Origin of the sequence: Cupriavidus sp. Agwp_2 (genome assembly GCF_040784895.1) — a bacterium.
Lineage (GTDB): Bacteria > Pseudomonadota > Gammaproteobacteria > Burkholderiales > Burkholderiaceae > Cupriavidus.
In genome coordinates this window covers 1,936,596-1,956,220 of record NZ_CP088083.1, presented here as the reverse complement: position 1 = coordinate 1,956,220, position 19,625 = coordinate 1,936,596, and the positions used below count along the sequence as shown (strand labels likewise).

Sequence of the window (19,625 nt, the reverse complement as noted above, 5' to 3'; positions counted from 1 at the left end):
GGGTGCGCTGTAGACCCACCGACCGGGTGCCGCGGGCAGACTGCCGGGGCCCGGCGCGAACCATTCAAGGAGTGACAAATGGCGGCAATTACCGCAAGCATGGTTGCAGAACTGCGCGCGAAGACCGACGCGCCGATGATGGAATGCAAGAAGGCCCTGACCGAGGCCGACGGCGACCTGAACAAGGCCGAAGAGCTGCTGCGCGTCAAGCTGGGCAACAAGGCCAGCAAGGCCGCATCGCGCGTGACCGCCGAAGGCGTGGTTGCTTCGTTCATCGACGGCACCACCGGCGTGCTGGTCGAACTGAACTGCGAGACCGATTTCGTCTCCAAGAACGACGACTTCCTGGCTTTCTCGGCCAAGGTTGCCGAACTGATCGCCAAGCAGAACCCGGCCGACGTGGCAGCCCTGTCGGCGCTGGAAATCGACGGCGTGAGCGTTGAAGCCACCCGCACGGCCCTGATCGGCAAGATCGGCGAGAACCTGACGGTCCGCCGCTTTGTCCGTTACGCCAACGGCGGCAAGCTGGTTTCGTACCTGCACGGCACCCGTATCGGCGTGATGGTCGAGTTCGACGGCGACGAAGCCGCCGCCAAGGACGTGGCCATGCACGTGGCCGCCATGAAGCCGGTGTCGCTGTCGGCCGAGCAGGTCCCTGCCGACCTGATCGCCAAGGAGCGCAGCATCGCCGAGCAGAAGGCTGCCGAGTCGGGCAAGCCGGCCGAAATCGTCGCCAAGATGGTCGAGGGTTCGGTGCAGAAGTACCTGAAGGAAGTGTCGCTGTTCAACCAGCCGTTCGTGAAGAACGACAAGCAGACTGTCGAGCAGATGCTCAAGGCTGCCAACACGACCGTCAAGGGCTTCACCCTGTACGTCGTGGGCGAAGGCATCGAGAAGAAGCAGGACGACTTCGCCGCTGAAGTGGCCGCCCAGGTGGCCGCTGCCCAGAAGGGCTGATGTCCGGGGCGTGCCGGCCGGCCCTTGTGGGCGGGTCCGGGCGCCTATAATGCCGCAGGGGCGCCGCAAGGTGCCCCTCTGCATAAGTAGTGCAGTGAGGCGTATTGCACGTTGCACTGCAGCAGTCAGTTTTCGCGGTCGTCTTCCCGTCGCCTGCCAGCAGGGTGGGGCGACCCCGAAAACCGGCTTTCTTCCTCCGGTGGCGCGCCGATCCGAGCCGCCGGTGTCAAAAAATCAATCGTCTCATTTGTGTTGAGTCCCAAACGAGCGACTTGCTCCTGTCCGAGGGTGAACATGCCAGCCTACAAGCGCGTCCTTCTGAAACTGTCCGGTGAAGCCCTGATGGGCGACGATGCCTTTGGCATCAACCGCTCCACCATCGAGGCGATGGTGAACGACATTGCCGAGATCGTGAAACTCGGCGTCCAGGTCGCGGTGGTCATCGGCGGCGGCAATATCTTCCGCGGCGTCGCGGGCGGTGCGGCCGGCATGGACCGCGCCACGGCCGACTACATGGGCATGCTGGCCACCATGATGAACGCGCTGGCGCTGCAGGATGCGATGCGCCACGCCAATATCGAAGGCCGCGTGCAATCGGCGCTGCGCATGGACCAGGTGGTCGAGCCGTATATCCGCCCGCGCGCGATCCGCCAGCTGGAAGAGGGCAAGGTGGTGATCTTCGCCGCCGGCACCGGCAACCCGTTCTTCACCACCGACACCGCCGCCGCGCTGCGCGGCTCGGAAATCGGTGCCGAGGTCGTGCTCAAGGCGACCAAGGTGGACGGCGTCTACACTGCCGACCCCAAGAAAGACCCGAGCGCCACGCGCTACACCACCATCAGCTTCGACGAGGCCATCTCGCGCAACCTGCAGGTGATGGACGCCACCGCCTTCGCGCTGTGCCGAGACCAGAAGCTGCCGATCCGGGTGTTCTCGATCGTCAAGCCGGGCGCGCTCAAGCGCGTGATCCTGGGCGAAGACGAGGGCACCCTGGTCCACGTCTGAGGCAGGCGCCCCCGGATACCGCGCCGTGGCGCTGGTGTCTGGCCGGGCAAAGAGTAGAATGATTCATTTTCGATCCCGCCTGGCGGGATCATGGTTGGCTGATTTCCGGAGGTTAACATGAGCGTCGCCGACACAAAGAAGAGCGTCGAGCAGAAAATGCAGAAGTCGATCGAAGCCTTCAAGGCCGATCTGGCGAAGATCCGCACTGGCCGTGCCCACACCGGCCTGCTCGACCACGTTCAGGTGGATTACTACGGTTCGATGGTGCCGATCAGCCAGGTCGCCAGCGTCGGTCTGGCCGATGCCCGCACCATCACGGTGCAGCCGTGGGAAAAGAAGATGGTTGGCACGGTCGAGAAGGCCATTCGCGACTGCGACCTGGGCCTGAACCCGGCCACCATGGGCGACGTGATCCGCGTGCCGATGCCCGCGCTGACCGAAGAGCGCCGCAAGGAGCTGACCAAGGTCGTCAAGAGCGAGGCCGAAGGCGCCAAGGTGGCGGTGCGCAACCTGCGTCGCGATGCCAACGAGCAGTTCAAGAAGCTGGTCAAGGACAAGACCATCTCCGAGGACGACGATCGCCGCGGCCAGGAAGACGTGCAGAAGCTGACCGACAAGTACGTGGCCGAGATCGACAAGATGGTCGCCGAAAAAGAGAAGGAGATCATGACGGTCTGACGCCGTCCCGGCAATTGCCGGGACAGTCAGCGACCGTCTGCCATCATGCAGCACATCAGTTCAACGCTCGACGTACCCGATACCTCTTACGTGCCCCGTCACGTTGCCATCATCATGGACGGCAACGGCCGCTGGGCGACCCAGCGGCACCTGCCGCGCGTTGCCGGGCACTCCCGGGGACTGGACGCCGTGCGCGCGGTGGTGGAAGCCAGCGCCGCGCGGGGCGTGCAGTACCTGACGCTGTTCGCATTCAGTTCAGAGAACTGGCGGCGTCCGGCGGACGAGGTGTCGTTCCTGATGCGGCTGTTCATGATGTCGCTGCGGCGCGAAGTGGTGAAGATGCACGCCAACAACATCCGCCTGCGGGTGGTTGGCGACCTGGCTCGCTTCAGCCCGCGCATCCAGAAGCTGATCAAGGATGCCGAGGCGCGTACCGCCGGCAATACTGGCCTGACCGTGACCATCGCCGCCAACTACGGCGGCCGCTGGGACCTGCTGCAGGCCATGCGCAAGATGCTGGCGCGCTCGCCGATGCTCGATCCGGAGTCGATCGACGAATCCATGCTGGCGCCGCACCTGGCCATGGCCTATGCGCCGGAGCCCGACCTGTTTATCCGCACCGGCGGCGAACAGCGCATCAGCAATTTCCTGTTGTGGCAGCTCGCGTATTCCGAGCTGTATTTCACCGACGTGTACTGGCCGGATTTTGACGCCGCCCAACTGGACAAGGCCTTTGCTTCGTACCGCCAGCGCGAACGCCGTTTCGGCCGCACCAGCGCGCAACTGGTTGCGCCGGGACTATCTGGCACGGCCTGACACGGCCTGAGCACACTGGCCTTCCAGGCTACTCCAACAACTTCCACGGGATCGCAGCGCATGCTCCTCACCCGCGTCATCACCGCCCTGTGCCTGCTGCTGCTGATCCTTCCGATCCTGTTCCTGGCGCCACCGGCCGGCCTGGCGGGTCTGCTCGGCGTGATCGTGCTGCTGGCGGGCTGGGAATTCGGTCGCCTGATCGGGCTGCGCGGGCCCTGGCCGTACGTCTATGCGCTGGCCTGCCTGATCGCCACCATCACCTGGCATGACATGCCGCTGCGGCACGCCACTACCTGGCTGCTGGAAGCGGCGGTGGTGTGCTGGGGCGTGGCGCTGGTGCTGCTGGCGCGCGGTGTGCGCACCGCGACGCCGGGCTTTGCCGTGCTGGGGGCCGTCCTGGGCCTGGTCATGCTGCCCGCGTTTGCCCATGCCACCATGATCCTGCGCGGCGCCGGCATTGGCGTGCTGCTGACCGCGGCGGTGCTGGTGTGGGCGGCCGATATCGGCGCTTATTTCACCGGCAAGGCCATTGGCCGGCGCAAGCTGGCACCGTCCATCAGCCCGGGCAAGTCCTGGGAAGGCGCCATTGGCGGCTGGCTGCTGGCGCTTGTCATCGCCCTGGTGCTGGCTGCCACCCATGCCTTCGCGCCCACCTGGTTCTCGGTGCTGGGCGATCGCGGTGGCCTGGGCTATGTGGCCGGGCTGACCACGCTGCTGGTGGCGGCGAGTGTGGTGGGCGACCTGTTCGAGTCGCTGCTCAAGCGCCAGGTCGGCATGAAGGACAGCAGCCGGCTGCTGCCAGGCCATGGCGGCGTGCTGGACCGGATCGATGCCTTGCTGCCGGTGTTCCCGCTGGCGGCCCTGATGCTGATTTTTCTCTGAAGCCTTCTCTGAATCGGTCTGATATGCAGCGCATTACCATCCTGGGCGCCACCGGCTCGATCGGCGAAAGCACGCTTGACGTCGTCCGCCGCCATCCTGACCGCTACACCGTGCATGCGCTGACGGCGCACCGGCAAGTGCGCAAGCTGGCCGATCAATGCATGGCGTTCCGCCCGGCTCGCGCCGTGGTGGGCAGCGCCGAGGCGGCGGGGGAGCTGCAGACGCTGCTGCGCGATGCCGGCGTCGATACCGAAGTCAGCTACGGCGAGGCCGAGCTGGAATCGGTCGCCGCCGATGCGCAGACTGACGCCGTGATGGCCGCGATCGTCGGCGCCGCCGGCCTGCGCCCGACGCTGGCCGCTGCCTGTGCCGGCAAGCGCGTGCTGCTGGCCAACAAGGAAGCGCTGGTGATGTCTGGCCGCATCTTCATGGACGCGGTGCGCGAGCATGGCGCCACGCTGCTGCCGATCGACAGCGAGCATAACGCCATCTTCCAGTGCCTGCCGGCCGACGATCCGCGCTATGGCCGCGGCGTGGCCAGGGTGCTGCTGACCGCGTCGGGCGGGCCGTTCCGCACGCGCGATCCCGACACGCTGCACGACATTTCTCCCGATGAGGCCTGCGCCCACCCGAACTGGGTCATGGGCCGCAAGATCTCGGTCGACTCTGCCACCATGATGAACAAGGGCCTCGAAGTAATCGAGGCGCACTGGCTGTTCGGCGCGCCGGCCGAGCGCATCGAGGTGCTGATCCACCCGCAGAGCATCGTACATTCGATGGTGGCCTACCATGACGGCTCGGTGCTGGCGCAGTTGGGCAATCCGGACATGCGCACGCCGATCGCCTACGGCCTGGCCTATCCCGAGCGCATCGATGCCGGCGTGTCGCCGCTCGACCTGACGCTGGCAGGCGGGCTGCATTTCGAGAAGCCGGACCTGCAGCGCTTCCCGTGCCTGGGTCTCGCCTTCGACGCCCTGGGCGCCGGTGGGGTGGCGCCGACCGTGCTCAATGCGGCAAACGAGGTGGCGGTCGAAGCATTCCTGAGCGGAAAAGTGCGCTTCACTGACATCGCGCGGTTGGTGGCCCAAGTGCTCCAGGCGGCACCGGCCGGCCCGGCGGACACGCTCGACGCCATCCTTGATGCCGACCGCGTGGCGCGCGACGCAGCGCGCGCGGCCGTTGCCGGACTGGCGCTGCGCCGCTGATCCGACGGGCCGGCCAGCCGCATCTGCGACAATAGCGGCTGCGGCGGCCCCGGACATGCCGGAACACCCGGATCCGGCGCGCCAGTCCAGCCACTGTTACTGACGTCCCAACGCCATGCAAACCGTACTCGCTTTCATCGTTGCCCTGTGCGTGCTCATCTACGTGCACGAGATGGGGCATTACCTCGCCGCGCGCGCCTGCGGCGTGAAGGTGTTGCGCTTTTCGATCGGTTTCGGGCGGCCGCTGCTGCGCTGGATCTCGAAGAGCCGCGACCGCACCGAATGGACGGTGGCGGCCATCCCGCTGGGCGGCTACGTCAAGATGCTGGACGAGCGTGAGGTCGATCCCGAGCGTGACACCCCGATCGATCCGGCCGACCTGCCGCGCGCGTTCAACCGCCAGCCGGTCGGCAAGCGCTTCATCATTGTCGCGGCAGGGCCGATGGCCAATTTCCTGCTGGCGATCGTGCTGTACTTCGCGCTGTTCACCGGCGGCATGCGCGAACCCGCCCCCATCGTCGCCGCACCGGCGGCCGGTACCATGGCGCAACAGGCCGGCGTGCGCGAAGGCGACCGGGTGCTGTCGCTGACCGCCAACGGCCATACCGAAGCGGTGCGTTCCTGGAACGACCTGCGCATGGCGGTCTTCGCCGAGGGCTTCGGCGATACACGTGCCGTGCTGCGCGTGCGCGCCGCCGACGGCGCCGAGCGGGACGTCACGCTGGCGCGCCTGCCCAATACCGGCGGCAACCCGGAGCAGGATCCGCTCAGCACGCTCGGCCTGCATCTGAAGGGCGGGCCGGTCACCATCACCGAGGTATTGGCAGATTCGGCCGCCGAGCGTGCCGGGCTGAAGAAGGGCGACCGCGTCGTTGCCTGGCAGGGCACCCCGCTGACCCAGGCCAGCGCGCTGATCAAGGCGGTGCGCAGCCAGCCCGGGCAGACCGTGACGCTCGGCATCGAGCGCGACGGCAAGCGCCTGGACGTGCCGGTGACACTGGATGCTGCCGCCCCGCGCGACGGCGAAAAAGACGCCAGCGGCGCGCCGGCCCCGCCGGCGGGCAAACTGGGCGCGGCCCTCAGCCAGGCCGTAGAGATGGAGACGGTGCGCTACCGTCCGGACGAGGCGCTGACCCGCGCCTTCGGCCAGGTGTGGGACACCAGCGCGCTGTCGCTGAAGCTGCTCGGCAAGATGCTGGTGGGGCAGGCGTCGCTGCAGAACCTGAGCGGTCCGCTGACCGTGGCCGACTACGCCGGGCGTGCCGCAAACCTCGGCCTGCAGGCCTTTGTCAGCTTCCTGGCGCTGGTCAGCGTTAGCCTCGGTGTACTGAATTTGTTACCTATTCCGGTTCTGGATGGGGGGCATTTGCTGTATTATTGCGTGGAATTTTTGACTGGCCGGCCCGTCCCAGACCACTGGCAGGCAATGCTGCAAAAGGTTGGCATCGCCTGCATCTTGCTCCTGACCTCGCTCGCTTTGTTCAATGACGTCAGCCGAATGTTTCTGGCGAACGGCTAGAAACGCATGTCGGCAAGGGGGCGGTCGTGTCGTCGGACACCGTCGCCAGGGGGCGCCATTGCCATGCGCGGTCCCACGAGGCATGGAAAATCCTGGATGGAATCAAAGAGGGGATCAACATTGATCAGACATAAGCGCATTTCGCTAGGCTTGCTGGCGAGTGCCGTTATTGCAGCCTGGAGCCCGGCGGGCTGGGCTGCCGATCCGTTCGTCGTCAGGGACATCCGCGTTGAGGGCCTGCAACGCGTCGAGCCGGGTACGGTGTTTGGCTACCTCCCCGTGCGCGTCGGAGAAACCTTTACCGACGACAAGGGCGCCGATGCGATCCGTGCCCTCTACAATACCGGCTTCTTCAAGGACGTGCAGATCCGCGCCGAAGATGGCGTGCTGGTCGTGCAGGTGGAAGAACGCCCGGCGATCTCGCAGCTGGAATTCGTCGGCATCAAGGAATTCGACAAGGACACGCTGCGCCGTTCGCTGCGCGCGGTCGGTGTCGCCGAAGCCCGCTACTACGACAAGGCGCTGATCGACAAGGCGGAGCAGGAGCTCAAGCGCCAGTACGTCGCGCGCGGCTACTATGCTGCCGACGTACAGACCACGGTCACGCCGGTGGACCGCAACCGCGTCTCGGTCGTGTTCAACGTCGAGGAAGGCCCGGTCGCCAAGATCCGCCAGATCAATATCGTCGGCAACAAGGCGTTCAAGGAAGGCACGCTGCGCGACGAAATGCAGCTGTCTACGCCGAACTGGCTGTCGTGGTACACCAAGAATGACCTGTACTCGAAGCAGAAGCTGACGGCCGACCTGGAGGCGCTGCGTTCCTACTACCTGAACCGCGGCTACCTCGAGTTCGCGATCGAATCGACCCAGGTGTCGATCACGCCGGACAAGAAGGACATCTTCCTGACCCTGAACATCAAGGAAGGCGAGCAGTACAAGGTGTCGGACATCCGCCTGGCCGGCGAACTGCTGGGCAAGCAGGAGGAAATGGAAAAGCTGCTGCAGCTGAAGAAGGGCGACATCTTCTCGTCCGAAAAGCTGACCGCCAGCACCAAGGCCATTACCGACCTGCTGGGCACCTATGGCTACGCCTTCACCACGATCAACCCGCAGCCGAACATCGATCAGGAAAAGCGTGAAGTCGCGCTGACGCTGATGGTCGACCCGGGACGGCGCGTCTACGTGCGCCGCGTCAACGTGGTGGGCAACAGCAAGACCCGCGACGAAGTGGTGCGCCGCGAGATGCGCCAGATGGAAAGCTCGTGGTTCGACAGCGAAAAGCTGCAGCAGTCGCAGGCGCGTATCAACCGGACCGGCTACTTCACCGACACCAACATCACCACCGAGGACGTGGCCGGCGCGCCCGACCAGGTCGATGTGAATGTCAACGTGACCGAGAAGCCGACCGGCCAGATCAGCCTGGGCGTGGGCTTTTCGTCCACCGACAAGCTGGTGCTGCAGGCCGGCCTGCGCCAGGACAACGTGTTCGGTTCCGGTACCAGCCTGGGCGTGGACGTGAACACCGCCAAGTCGTTCCGTACCATCGCGCTGACGCAGTACGACCCGTACTTCACGGTGGATGGCATCAGCCGCTCGACCGATATCTACTACCGTACCTCGCGTCCCCTGTACTACACGGGCGACCAGGACTACAAGATCGTGTCCGCCGGCGGCGGCTTCAAGTTCGGCGTGCCGTTCTCGGAAGTCGATACCGTGTTCTTCGGCATCGGCTACGAGCGCACCCAGGTCTATACCTCGGTCAACACGCCGAGCCAGTACACGCAGTGGCTGAACGCGATCGGCAAGAACAGCGGCGACGGGATCAACAACTTCCCGTTCACGATCGGCTGGGCACGTGACCGCCGCGACAGTGCGCTGGTCCCGACCAAGGGTCCGTACACCCAGGCCAACCTGGAAGTCGGCCTGCCGGGCGGCGATACGCAGTACTACCGCGCCAGCGTGCAGCAGCAGTACTTCTACCCGATCTCGAAGTCGTTCACGCTGGCGCTGAACGGTGAAGTCGCCTACGGCCACGGCTACGGCAACACGCCGTTCCCGGTGTTCAAGTACTTCTACGCCGGTGGTATCGGCTCGGTGCGCGGCTACCAGACCAGCACGCTGGGTCCGAAGGACCAGAACGGCAACCCGGTGGGCGGTGCCTCCAAGATGATCGGTAACGTGGAATTCATCTTCCCGCTGCCGGGCTCGGGCGTCGACCGCACGCTGCGCCTGTTCACGTTCTTCGACTTCGGTAACGTCTACCAGGAAGGCGCACCGATTTCGTTCAGCGATCTCAAGTACTCGACCGGCTTCGGCATGTCGTGGCTGTCGCCGATCGGCCCGCTGAAGATCAGCATGGGCTTCCCGCTCAACCGGGAGGAAACCGACAAGGTCCAGCGCTTCCAGTTCCAGATCGGGACGGCATTCTGATTCTGTAAAAGGATCTGTTTTCATGATGACAACATCCAAACTGGTCAAATCCCTGGGCGCCGCTGCATTCGCCACCGCCGCGCTCTGCGCCGCGATGCCGGCAATGGCCCAGGAGGCACGCATTGCCGCCGTCAATTCCGAGCGCATCCTGCGCGATTCGCAGCCGGCCAAGCTGGCCCAGGTGAAGCTGGAGCAGGAATTCTCCAAGCGCGACCGCGAGCTGCAGGACATGGCCCAGAAGATCAAGGGCATGGCCGACAAGCTCGACAAGGACACCGCCGTGCTGGCCGATTCCGACCGCCAGCGCCGCCAGCGCGAGGTGGCCGACCTCGATCGCGAGTTCCAGCGCAAGCAGCGCGAGTTCCGCGAAGACCTGAACCAGCGTCGCAATGAAGAACTGGCGCAGGTGCTCGAGCGTGCCAACCGCGTGATCCGCCAGCTGGCGGAGCAGCGCAAGTACGACCTCATCGTGCAGGAAGCGGTGTACGTCAACCCGCGCATCGATATCACCGATGAGGTGATGAAGGCGCTGAACAGCGGCAGCAAGTAAGCCGCCGCTGTTCTTTCGTACCGTTTTTTTCAGGAAGTACTGCCATGAAGACACCCACACTGGGTCAGCTCGCCACCGAGAACGGCGCGCAGGTTGTGGGTGATCCCGACCTGGCGATCGTTGGCCTGGCTCCTCTCGACCAGGCTGCGGCAGGCGAACTCTCGTTCCTGTCCAATCCGCTCTACCTGCAGCAGGCGCTGGATTCAAAGGCCGGCGCCGTGATCGTGTCGACGGCCGACCTCGAGCGTATTCGCGCCGAGGGCCGTGCCGACGGCCGCAACTGGCTGGTCGCGCGCAATCCCTACGTCTGCTTTGCCCGCGTGGCGCAGCGCTTCGACGGCGAGGCCAATGCCGACCCCCGCGTCGGCATCGATCCGCGCGCCAGCGTGTCGCCCGACGCGGTCGTGCCGGCGTCGTGCTACATCGGCCCGAACGTGGTCATCGAGCGCGGCGCACGTCTGGGTGAGCGCGTCCGCATCCTGGCCAACGGCTACGTCGGTGCCGGCGCGGAGATCGGCGACGATTCGCTGCTGTACGCCAACGTCTCGGTCTACCATCAATGCGTGGTCGGCGCGCGCGCCATCCTGCACAGCGGCGTGGTGATCGGCGCAGATGGCTTCGGTTTCGCGCCCGATATCAGCGCCACCGGGGTCGAATACGTAAAGATCCCGCAAACTGGACGCGCGGTGCTGGGCAATGACGTCGAGGTTGGCGCCAATACGGCGATCGACCGCGGCGCCATGGCCGACACCGTGGTCGAGGACGGCTGCAAGATCGACAACCAGGTCCAGATTGCGCACAACGTGCGGGTCGGGGCCCATACGGTCATAGCCGGCTGCGCCGCGGTATCGGGCAGCACGCGCATCGGCCGTTTCTGCGTGATCGGGGGCGCGGCCAATTTTGCCGGCCACCTGACCATTGCCGACCGGACCACAGTGTCAGGCGGTACTTCGATCACCAAATCCATTACCAAGCCCGGGGGCCATTTCACCAGCGTCTTCCCGTTCCTGCCGCACGGCGAATGGGAGCGCAACGCAGCCATCGTGCGCGGCCTGAGCAAGCTGCGCGAACGGGTGGTGGCGCTGGAACGTCGCCTGCGCGGACAATCCGCCGGCTCCCAAACCTCACAAGACTAAGAGAAATCATCATGACCGCAGCCGACATTGACATTCGGAAGATCCTCAAGCTGCTGCCGCACCGCTACCCGATCCTGCTGGTCGACCGCGTGCTGGAGTTCGAACCGCAGAAGCGGATCAAGACGCTGAAGAACGTCACCATCAACGAGCCGTACTTCCAGGGCCATTTCCCGGACCAGCCGGTGATGCCGGGTGTGATGATCCTGGAGGCGCTCGCGCAGTCGGCCGGCCTGCTGACCTTCGGCGCCGACATGGAGCGCAAGGAAGGCTCGCTGTACTACTTCGTCGGCATCGACGGGGCCCGCTTCAAGCAGGTGGTGTATCCCGGCGACCAGCTGCACATGAATGTGACGGTCGAGCGCTACATCCGCGGCATCTGGAAATTCAAGGCCTTCGCCACCGTGGACGACAAGGTCGCTTGCGAGGCGGAGCTGATGTGCACCGTGAAGCAGGCTGAGTGAGGCCGGCCGCCGCGTGCCGTCCGGCCGCGCGGCACCGACGGGAACCTTTGCCCTGCGCACGGGCCCCATTCTTCACCAGACACAGACAGGACAGGACGTATGACGCAAATCCACCCCACCGCCCTGGTTGACCCGAAGGCCGAACTGGCATCCGACGTGACCGTCGGCCCGTTCTCCATCGTCGGCCCCAACGTGCGGATCGGCAGCGGCACCCGGATCGGCTCGCATACGACGGTCGAGGGCCATACCACGATCGGCGAGGGCAACAATATCGGCCCCTATGCGTCGGTCGGCGGCGTGCCCCAGGACATGAAGTACCGCAACGAGCCGACCCGGCTCGATATCGGCGACCGCAACACCATCCGCGAATTCACCACGATCCACACCGGCACGGTGCAGGACCGCGGCGTGACCAGCATCGGCAGCGACAACTGGATCATGGCCTACGTGCATATCGCGCATGACTGCTCGGTCGGCAACCACACCGTGTTCTCCAGCAACGCGCAGATCGCCGGCCACGTCGACGTGGGCGACTGGGCCATCCTGGGTGGCATGAGCGGCGTGCACCAGTTCGTGCGCATCGGTGCCCACGCGATGCTGGGCGGCGCTTCGGCGCTGGTGCAGGACGTGCCGCCATTCGTGATCGCTGCCAGCGACAAGGGCGGCAACAAGGCGACGCCGCACGGCGTCAACGTCGAGGGACTGCGCCGCCGCGGCTTCGACGCTGGCCAGATCGCCGCGCTGCGCCAGGCCTACAAGCTGCTCTACAAGTCCGACCTCAGCTTTGACGAGGCCCGCAACGAGATCGCCGCCTTGCTGGCCCAGTCAGATGCCGGCACCGCGGCGCCGCTACAGGCGTTCGCCGACTTCCTTGCCGCCACCCAGCGCGGCATCGTGCGCTGAGACCGGTCCGCACATGGTCGACGCCGCGATTCGGGGTGGCTTGCCCACGGGCAACGGTTCTGCCGCCGCCAGGCGCGGCACCATCGCCATGGTGGCCGGGGAGGCCTCCGGCGACCTGCTGGCATCGCTGATGATGGGCGGGCTGCAGGCCCGCCTGGGCGATACCATGGCGTACGCCGGGATCGGCGGCAGGCGCATGACGGCGCAGGGCTTTGTCTCGCGCTGGCCGATGGAAACGCTGTCGGTCAATGGCTATGTCGAGGTGCTGGGCTCGCTGCGCGAGATCCTGCGCACCCGGCGCGAGGTGCGCGACTGGCTGCTGGCCGAGCCGCCGCAGTGCTTTATCGGGGTCGATGCCCCGGATTTCAATTTCGGCCTGGAAGTGCCGCTGCGCCGCGCCGGCATCCCGGTGGTGCATTTCGTCAGCCCGTCGATCTGGGCCTGGCGTGGCGGGCGCATCCGCACCATCGCGCGCGCGGTGGACCACATCCTGTGCCTGTTCCCGTTCGAGCCCGAGATCTACGCCAAGGCCGGCATTCCCGCCACTTACGTAGGACACCCGCTGGCCGACGTGATCCCGATGGTGCCTGACGTCGCCGGTGCGCGCGCCGAACTGGGGCTGCCTGCCGGCCACCGCGTGGTCGCGGTGCTGCCTGGCAGCCGGCAGTCAGAGGTGCGCAATCTTGGCGCCACCTTCTTTGCCGCGATGGCGCAGATGCAGCGCATGGACCCGAACCTGGCGTTCGTGCTGCCGGCGGCAAGCGCGCCGTTGCGCGCCATTGTCGAAGAACTGCACCAGCAGTATCCGGAACTGCGCCTGACCATTGTCGACGGCAAGTCGCACCAGGCCATGGAGGCGGCTGACGTGGTGCTGCTGGCCAGCGGTACCGCGACGCTGGAGGCGGCGCTCTACAAGAAGCCGATGGTGATCTCGTACAAGGTGCCCTGGCTGACCGCGCAGATCATGAAGCGCCAGGGTTACCTGCCGTACGTGGGATTGCCTAATATCCTTTCAGGACGCTTTGTCGTGCCCGAACTGCTGCAGGACGACGCCACGCCCGAGGCGCTGGCCCGCGAAACGCTGCTGCAGCTCAACGACGAGGGCAATACCGCCTTCCTGTACGAGCATTTCACCCGCATGCACGAGACCCTCAAGTGCAATACCGCGCAACTGGCCGCCGATGTAGTGGTGGACCTGATGCACAGCCGGGGGGCCGTCTGATGGCGCGTCGCAATGCGGCCTCGCCGCAGATGGGCCTGGACCTGGCGCCGGCCGCCGCTGCGATCCAGCGGCTGTGCGGCGTCGATGAAGCGGGCAGGGGCCCGCTGGCAGGGCCGGTGTATGCCGCCGCCGTGGTGCTCGATCCGAAACGCCCGATCCGCGGCCTGGCCGATTCCAAGATCCTGACCGCCGCCAGGCGCGAGGCGCTGTACGAGAAGATCTGCGAACGCGCGCTAGGCTGGCATATCGCCTTCGCCACGGTCGAGGAAATCGATACGATCAACATCCTGCACGCCAGCATGCTGGCGATGCAGCGCGCGGTGCAGGGACTGGCCGCCAGCGGCGTAGTGCCGGACCTGGTGCAGGTCGATGGCAACCGCTGCCCGCAGGTGCCGTTCCCGGTGGAAGCCATCGTCAAGGGCGACGCGCTGGTCAGGGCGATCTCGGCCGCGTCGATCCTGGCCAAGGTGGCGCGCGACCGCGAACTGATGGTGCTGCACGAGCGCTATCCGCAGTACGGCTTCGATTCGCATGTCGGCTATGGCACGCCGCAGCATCTGGCCGCGCTGGCCGAGTTCGGCGCCACGCCGCATCACCGCCGCACGTTCGCGCCGGTGCGCGAGGCGCTGGCACGGCGTCCGATGTTTACCGCGGTGACGGCAGTTGCCAAGGTCATCGAAGTCAGCGACCAAGTCAGCGAATTCACCACCCCCATCCAGGCCGCGCCGACAGGCACCCTGCAAACCGACGCACCGTGAAGCATGTCACCTCGCGCGACAACGCGCTGTTCAAGCACCTGAAGGCGCTGGCCACCTCCACCCACCAGCGCCGCAAGGCCGGGCAGTCGTTGCTCGACGGCGTGCACCTGGCCCAGGCCTATGTGGACGCACTGGGCCAGCCAGTCACCTGCGTGGTATCCGAGCGTCACTACGGCCATGCCGAGGTCGCGCCATTGCTGGCGCGCGTCGACGCGGAGCGCCTGGTTGTGCTGGCCGATACGCTGTTCACGCAGATTTCCGGCGTGGTCAACGGCATCGACCTGATGCTGGTGATCGAGACGCCTGCCGGCCACCTGCCGTCGCGCATCGAAGAGGACTGCATCATCCTCGACGGCGTGCAGGACGCGGGCAATGTCGGCTCGATCCTGCGCAGCGCCGCCGCGGCGGGTATCCGCCATGCGTTCCTGGCAACGGGGTGTGCGTTCGCCTGGTCGGTGAAGACGCTGCGCGCCAGCATGGGCGCCAATTTCCACCTGAACATCGTCGAACACTGCACCGTGGAGTCGCTGGCGCCACGGCTGGCGTTGCCGCTGCTGGCGACGTCCTCGCATGCCGACGCCGCAGTGTTCGATACCGACCTGCGCGAGCCGGTGGCATGGGTAGTCGGCAATGAAGGCGCCGGCGTCAGCGACGCGTGGATGCAGCACGTGAAGCGCAAGGTCGGCATTCCCCAGCCGGGCGGCCTGGAATCGCTAAACGTGGCGGCTGCCACCGCGATCTGCCTGTTCGAGGCGGTGCGGCAGCGGCGATAAAAAAAGCGGCCAGGTGGCCGCTTTTTTCTTAGTAGTTGTCGCGATCGACCTTGATCTCCTGCAGGATCGTGGTCGCGATTTCTTCGATCGATTTGTGCGTCGAAGACAACCACTTGATGCCTTCGCGCCGCATCATCGCCTCGGCCTCATTGACCTCGTAGCGGCAGTTTTCCACCGCCGCGTACTTGCTGCCGGGCCGGCGCTCGTTGCGGATCTCGGTCAGGCGCTGCGGGTCGATCGACAGCCCGAAGATCTTGCTCTTGAACGCATACAGCGCCGACGGCAGCTTGCCGCGCTCGAAATCGTCCGGGATCAGCGGGTAATTCGCCGCCTTCAGCCCGTATTGCATCGCAAGGTAAAGGCTGGTCGGGGTCTTGCCGCTGCGCGACACGCCGACCAGGATCACATCGGCTTCTTCGAGGTTCTTGTGCGACTGGCCGTCATCGTGTGCGAGCGAGAAGTTGATCGCCTCGATCCGGTTCTTGTACGCCTCGGTATCGGCATTCTGGTGGAAGCGGCCGATGGCGTGGGTGGACTTCAGTCCCAGTTCCTTCTCGAGGGGCTCGATGAAGGTCTGGAACATGTCCAGGATCATCGCCTTGGCGCGGCGCAGTGCCTTGTTCGCTTCCTGGTTGACCAGCGTGGTGAACACGATGGGCGGCACACCCTCGTTATGGAACGCCTCGTTGATCTTGCCGACCGCGATATGTGCTTTTTCCGGGGTATCGACGAACGGCATCCGCACCTTGCGGAAGCGCATTTCGAACTGGGCCAGGATCGAGTGGCTGAAGGTTTCCGCAGTAATCCCGGTGCCATCCGAGACGATAAAGACGGTACGCACCGGCGGACGATCGCCGGTCTGGGCCGCTGCGGCGGGCGTCGCCGCGGTCGCTTGGGTGGACGGGGAGGCAGGCTGCGTTCCAGGCTGGGTCCCGGAATCCGCTGTACCGGGCGCTTCTGGCTGGGACATGGGGTTGCGCAAATAAATAGATTCAATCTTCCGCAGAAAAGTGCGGCGCAGCACGGTAGAATAGCGGCGATCTTTTCGCTAAGCAATTCCGCGAGGGGCCCGCATGTGCAACAAGCCATGCAATCAATCGGGTCCGGAATTGTCGACAATGTGCGCTGCGCGATGAGAGCCGTAGCGCCAGGGTCCAGCAGCGCCAGTTCGGGGTTGCTTAGCCAAGCGATCAGTCCGGGAACAGAACACGAACAACATACCGGGCATGCGCAACAAGTTTTCTACTTTGTTTTGAGGCTCTCATGACTAACCAGGCAGATAACGGCGCCTACGTGTTGCCGTTCGAGCAGTTGCGCATGGCTGACGTGGAAATCGTCGGCGGCAAGAATTCGTCGCTGGGCGAGATGATCTCCCAGCTGGCGGAAGCCGGCGTGCGCGTTCCGGGCGGTTTTGCCACCACCGCGCTTGCCTTCCGCGACTTCCTCGCCCACAACAACCTGACCGAGCGTATCTCGCAGCGCCTGAAGGCGCTCGACGTCGACGACGTCAAGGCCCTGGCCGAGGCCGGTGCCGAGATTCGCGACTGGGTCGCCACCGCTCCGTTCCAGCCGCGCCTGGAACAGGAAATCCGTGAGTTCTATGCCCGCGTGTCGGCGCGCGAAGGCGCCGAGGCCTCGTTCGCGGTTCGTTCGTCGGCCACGGCCGAAGACCTGCCCGACGCCTCGTTCGCCGGCCAGCAGGAGTCCTACCTGAACGTCAGCGGCATCGACGACGTGCTGGACAAGATCAAGCACGTGTTCGCCTCGCTGTACAACGACCGCGCCATTTCCTACCGCGTGCACAAGGGCTTCGCCCATGACGTGGTGGCGCTGTCCGCCGGTATCCAGCGCATGGTCCGTTCGGACCTGGCTTCGTCGGGCGTGATGTTCACCATCGACACCGAATCCGGCTTCCCTGACGTGGTCTTCATCACCTCCAGCTACGGCCTGGGTGAAACGGTGGTGCAGGGCGCGGTCAATCCGGACGAATTCTACGTTTTCAAGCCGACGCTGCAAGCCGGCCAGTACCCCATCATCCGCCGCTCGATCGGCTCCAAGCTGATCAAGATGGAATTCACCAAGCCGGGCGAAGCCGGCCGGGTGAAGACCGTCGACGTGCCGGGCGAACTGCGCAACCGCTACTCGATCACCGACGAAGACGTGACCGAGCTGGCCAAGTACGCGATGATCATCGAGAAGCACTATGGCCGCCCGATGGACATCGAATGGGGCAAGGACGGCAAGGACGGCAAGATCTACATCCTGCAGGCCCGCCCGGAAACGGTGAAGAGCCAGTCGGCCGGCAAGGCCGAGCAGCGCTTCAAGCTGAAGGGCACCGCCCCCGTGCTGACCAGCGGCCGCGCCATCGGCCAGAAGATCGGCACCGGCCCGGTCCGCGTGATCAACGATCCGTCCGAGATGGAGCGCGTGCAGCCCGGTGACGTGCTGGTGGCCGACATGACCGACCCGAACTGGGAGCCGGTGATGAAGCGTGCCTCGGCGATCGTCACCAACCGTGGCGGCCGTACCTGCCACGCGGCCATCATCGCGCGTGAACTGGGCGTGCCGGCCGTGGTCGGCTGCGGCGACGCCACCGACATCCTGAAGGATGGCACGCTGGTCACCGTATCGTGCGCCGAGGGCGACGAAGGCCGTATCTACGACGGCCTGCTGGAAACCGAAGTGACCGAAGTCCAGCGTGGCGAGATGCCGGAAATCGACGTCAAGCTGATGATGAACGTGGGCAACCCGCAACTGGCCTTCGACTTCGCGCAGATCCCGAACTGCGGCGTCGGCCTGGCGCGCCTGGAATTCATCATCAACAACAACATCGGCGTCCACCCGAAGGCCATCCTCGACTACCCGCAAGTCGATGCCGACCTGAAGAAGGCCGTGGAAAGCGTGGCCCGTGGTCATGCCAGCCCGCGTGCGTTCTACGTCGACAAGCTGGCCGAAGGCATCGCCACCATCGGCGCGGCCTTCTACCCGAAGCCCGTGATCGTGCGCCTGTCGGACTTCAAGTCCAACGAGTACAAGAAGCTGATCGGCGGTTCGCGCTACGAGCCGGACGAGGAAAACCCGATGCTGGGCTTCCGCGGCGCCTCGCGCTACATCGCCGAAGACTTCGCCGAAGCCTTCGAGATGGAATGCAAGGCCATGAAGCGCGTGCGCGATGAAATGGGCCTGACCAACGTCGAGATCATGGTGCCGTTCGTGCGTACGCTGGGCCAGGCCGAGAAGGTCATCGAGCTGCTGGCCAAGCACGGCCTGAAGCGCGGCGAGAATGGCCTGCGCATCATCATGATGTGCGAAGTGCCGTCCAACGCAATCCTGGCCGAAGAGTTCCTGCAGTTCTTCGACGGCTTCTCGATCGGCTCGAACGACCTGACGCAGCTGACGCTGGGCCTGGACCGCGACTCGGGCATGGAGCTGCTGGCCAAGGACTTCGACGAACGCGATCCGGCGGTGTGCTTCATGCTGTCGCGCGCCATTTCGGCCTGCATCCGCCTGGACAAGTACGTCGGCATTTGCGGCCAGGGTCCTTCGGACCACCCGGATTTTGCCGAGTGGCTGACCAAGGAAGGCATCAAGTCGATCTCGCTGAATCCTGATTCGGTGGTCGACACCTGGCAGAAGCTGGCTTCCTGAGGCTTTTGACGTCACAATAACGAAATTAGCCGGCACGCCTTCGGGCAGCCGGCTGGCACCGGCCCCTGCGTCAGGTGTTGAATCGGCCCCGCAGGCGCCCCTGGCGCTGCGGGGTTTTTGTTTTTCGGGAATCGAATCGATTCCGGGAATCGTTTTCGGAAATCGATTGGACGGGGAGTTCGGATGGCGTACTACATCTGGTTCGTGGCGGCGGTCGTGCTGGTGATCGTCGAGTTGAATACCGGCACGTTTTACCTGCTGATGGTGGCCGTGGGTCTCGCCGCTGGCGGGGTCGCCGCCTTGCTGGGCCTGTCGCCCGCCGCGCAGACCGTGACCGCGGCGCTGGTCGCGGCGGTGCTGATCGCCGGACTGCGCCGTACCCGTTTCGGCAAGCTGCGGCGCGGCAATGCCGCCGCCGATCCCAACGTCAATCTCGACATCGGCCAGGAACTCGACGTCTCCGCCTGGGATGCCAATGGCCGCGCTCGCGTGCCGTACCGCGGCGCTGACTGGACCGTCGAACTCGCGCCGAACTGCGCCGCGGCACCGGGCCGCTACCGTATCGTCGAAGTACGCGGCAGCACGCTGGTCGTTTCGCCGCGCTGATCCGTATCCAAGGTTGCACGGCGGCCGCCGTGCAACCATCCGCCTGCCGCCGTTCCGGCGGCGCCGTACCGCTGTT

The 19,625-nt window shown here is 65.4% G+C and carries 18 protein-coding genes; 17 read left to right on the top strand and 1 reads right to left on the bottom strand.

The genetic code is table 11. The features are described from left to right. Window positions 1-78 precede the first annotated feature (78 nt). The 15 genes from tsf to LPA45_RS08975 all read left to right on the top strand — a co-directional run bounded on the left by tsf (window position 79) and on the right by LPA45_RS08975 (window position 15,295). Complete coding sequence (gene tsf, locus LPA45_RS09045; protein WP_116320645.1) at window positions 79-957, top strand: translation elongation factor Ts; 879 nt, start codon at window positions 79-81, stop codon at window positions 955-957. A gap of 294 nt (window positions 958-1,251) precedes the next feature. Then, the gene (pyrH, locus tag LPA45_RS09040; protein ID WP_317919594.1) at window positions 1,252-1,962 is read left to right on the top strand and encodes a UMP kinase; all 711 of its coding nucleotides are present in this window, start codon (window positions 1,252-1,254) and stop codon (window positions 1,960-1,962) included. 117 nt (window positions 1,963-2,079) lie between these two features. Continuing rightward, window positions 2,080-2,640: a ribosome recycling factor gene (frr, locus tag LPA45_RS09035; RefSeq protein ID WP_116320646.1), complete on the top strand. Its 561-nt coding sequence runs from the start codon at window positions 2,080-2,082 to the stop codon at window positions 2,638-2,640. 45 nt (window positions 2,641-2,685) lie between these two features. Beyond that, window positions 2,686-3,456, top strand: a complete 771-nt coding sequence (locus LPA45_RS09030) for an isoprenyl transferase (RefSeq protein WP_116320647.1) — start codon at window positions 2,686-2,688, stop codon at window positions 3,454-3,456. Window positions 3,457-3,516: 60 nt separating this feature from the next. Beyond that, window positions 3,517-4,338 (top strand): phosphatidate cytidylyltransferase, encoded by an 822-nt coding sequence (locus tag LPA45_RS09025; RefSeq protein ID WP_116320648.1) that lies wholly within the window; start codon window positions 3,517-3,519, stop codon window positions 4,336-4,338. A 23-nt stretch (window positions 4,339-4,361) separates the two neighbouring features. Continuing rightward, window positions 4,362-5,543, top strand: a complete 1,182-nt coding sequence (gene ispC / locus LPA45_RS09020; protein WP_116320649.1) for a 1-deoxy-D-xylulose-5-phosphate reductoisomerase — start codon at window positions 4,362-4,364, stop codon at window positions 5,541-5,543. Between the two features lie 115 nt (window positions 5,544-5,658). After that, window positions 5,659-7,062 carry an RIP metalloprotease RseP gene (gene rseP / locus LPA45_RS09015; RefSeq protein ID WP_116320650.1) on the top strand — a complete coding sequence of 468 codons (1,404 nt, stop codon included), beginning with the start codon at window positions 5,659-5,661 and terminating at the stop codon, window positions 7,060-7,062. 120 nt (window positions 7,063-7,182) lie between these two features. Beyond that, the gene (gene bamA, locus LPA45_RS09010; RefSeq protein WP_116320651.1) at window positions 7,183-9,492 is read left to right on the top strand and encodes an outer membrane protein assembly factor BamA; all 2,310 of its coding nucleotides are present in this window, start codon (window positions 7,183-7,185) and stop codon (window positions 9,490-9,492) included. A 22-nt stretch (window positions 9,493-9,514) separates the two neighbouring features. Continuing rightward, window positions 9,515-10,042, top strand: a complete 528-nt coding sequence (locus LPA45_RS09005) for an OmpH family outer membrane protein (RefSeq protein ID WP_116320652.1) — start codon at window positions 9,515-9,517, stop codon at window positions 10,040-10,042. Between the two features lie 44 nt (window positions 10,043-10,086). Next, on the top strand, window positions 10,087-11,178 hold the full coding sequence (gene lpxD / locus LPA45_RS09000; protein ID WP_317919597.1) for a UDP-3-O-(3-hydroxymyristoyl)glucosamine N-acyltransferase: 1,092 nt from the start codon (window positions 10,087-10,089) through the stop codon (window positions 11,176-11,178). 11 nt (window positions 11,179-11,189) lie between these two features. Beyond that, window positions 11,190-11,639 (top strand): 3-hydroxyacyl-ACP dehydratase FabZ, encoded by a 450-nt coding sequence (gene fabZ / locus LPA45_RS08995; RefSeq protein WP_116320654.1) that lies wholly within the window; start codon window positions 11,190-11,192, stop codon window positions 11,637-11,639. Between the two features lie 99 nt (window positions 11,640-11,738). Next, window positions 11,739-12,542, top strand: coding sequence for an acyl-ACP--UDP-N-acetylglucosamine O-acyltransferase (gene lpxA, locus LPA45_RS08990; RefSeq protein ID WP_317919598.1), 804 nt, complete (start codon window positions 11,739-11,741; stop codon window positions 12,540-12,542). A 13-nt stretch (window positions 12,543-12,555) separates the two neighbouring features. After that, a complete protein-coding gene (gene lpxB, locus LPA45_RS08985) occupies window positions 12,556-13,764 on the top strand; it encodes a lipid-A-disaccharide synthase (RefSeq protein WP_317919599.1) in 1,209 nt (402 codons plus the stop codon). Between the two features lie 29 nt (window positions 13,765-13,793). After that, entirely contained in the window at window positions 13,794-14,522 is a 729-nt protein-coding gene (gene rnhB, locus LPA45_RS08980; protein ID WP_233528193.1) for a ribonuclease HII, read from the top strand. Continuing rightward, window positions 14,519-15,295 carry an RNA methyltransferase gene (locus tag LPA45_RS08975; RefSeq protein WP_116320657.1) on the top strand — a complete coding sequence of 259 codons (777 nt, stop codon included), beginning with the start codon at window positions 14,519-14,521 and terminating at the stop codon, window positions 15,293-15,295. Before rnhB ends, LPA45_RS08975 begins: the two co-directional genes overlap by 4 nt. Window positions 15,296-15,323: 28 nt before the next feature. Here LPA45_RS08975 and LPA45_RS08970 read toward each other — a convergent pair whose 3' ends face one another. After that, complete coding sequence (locus LPA45_RS08970) at window positions 15,324-16,265, bottom strand: pyruvate, water dikinase regulatory protein (RefSeq protein ID WP_376790602.1); 942 nt, start codon at window positions 16,263-16,265, stop codon at window positions 15,324-15,326. 293 nt (window positions 16,266-16,558) lie between these two features. On the opposite strand from LPA45_RS08970, the gene ppsA reads away from it, so the two are divergent. Both ppsA and LPA45_RS08960 read left to right on the top strand, forming a co-directional pair. Beyond that, window positions 16,559-18,943 carry a phosphoenolpyruvate synthase gene (gene ppsA, locus LPA45_RS08965; protein ID WP_116320658.1) on the top strand — a complete coding sequence of 795 codons (2,385 nt, stop codon included), beginning with the start codon at window positions 16,559-16,561 and terminating at the stop codon, window positions 18,941-18,943. A gap of 183 nt (window positions 18,944-19,126) precedes the next feature. Further along, window positions 19,127-19,549: an NfeD family protein gene (locus LPA45_RS08960; RefSeq protein ID WP_116320659.1), complete on the top strand. Its 423-nt coding sequence runs from the start codon at window positions 19,127-19,129 to the stop codon at window positions 19,547-19,549. Window positions 19,550-19,625: the final 76 nt, after the last annotated feature.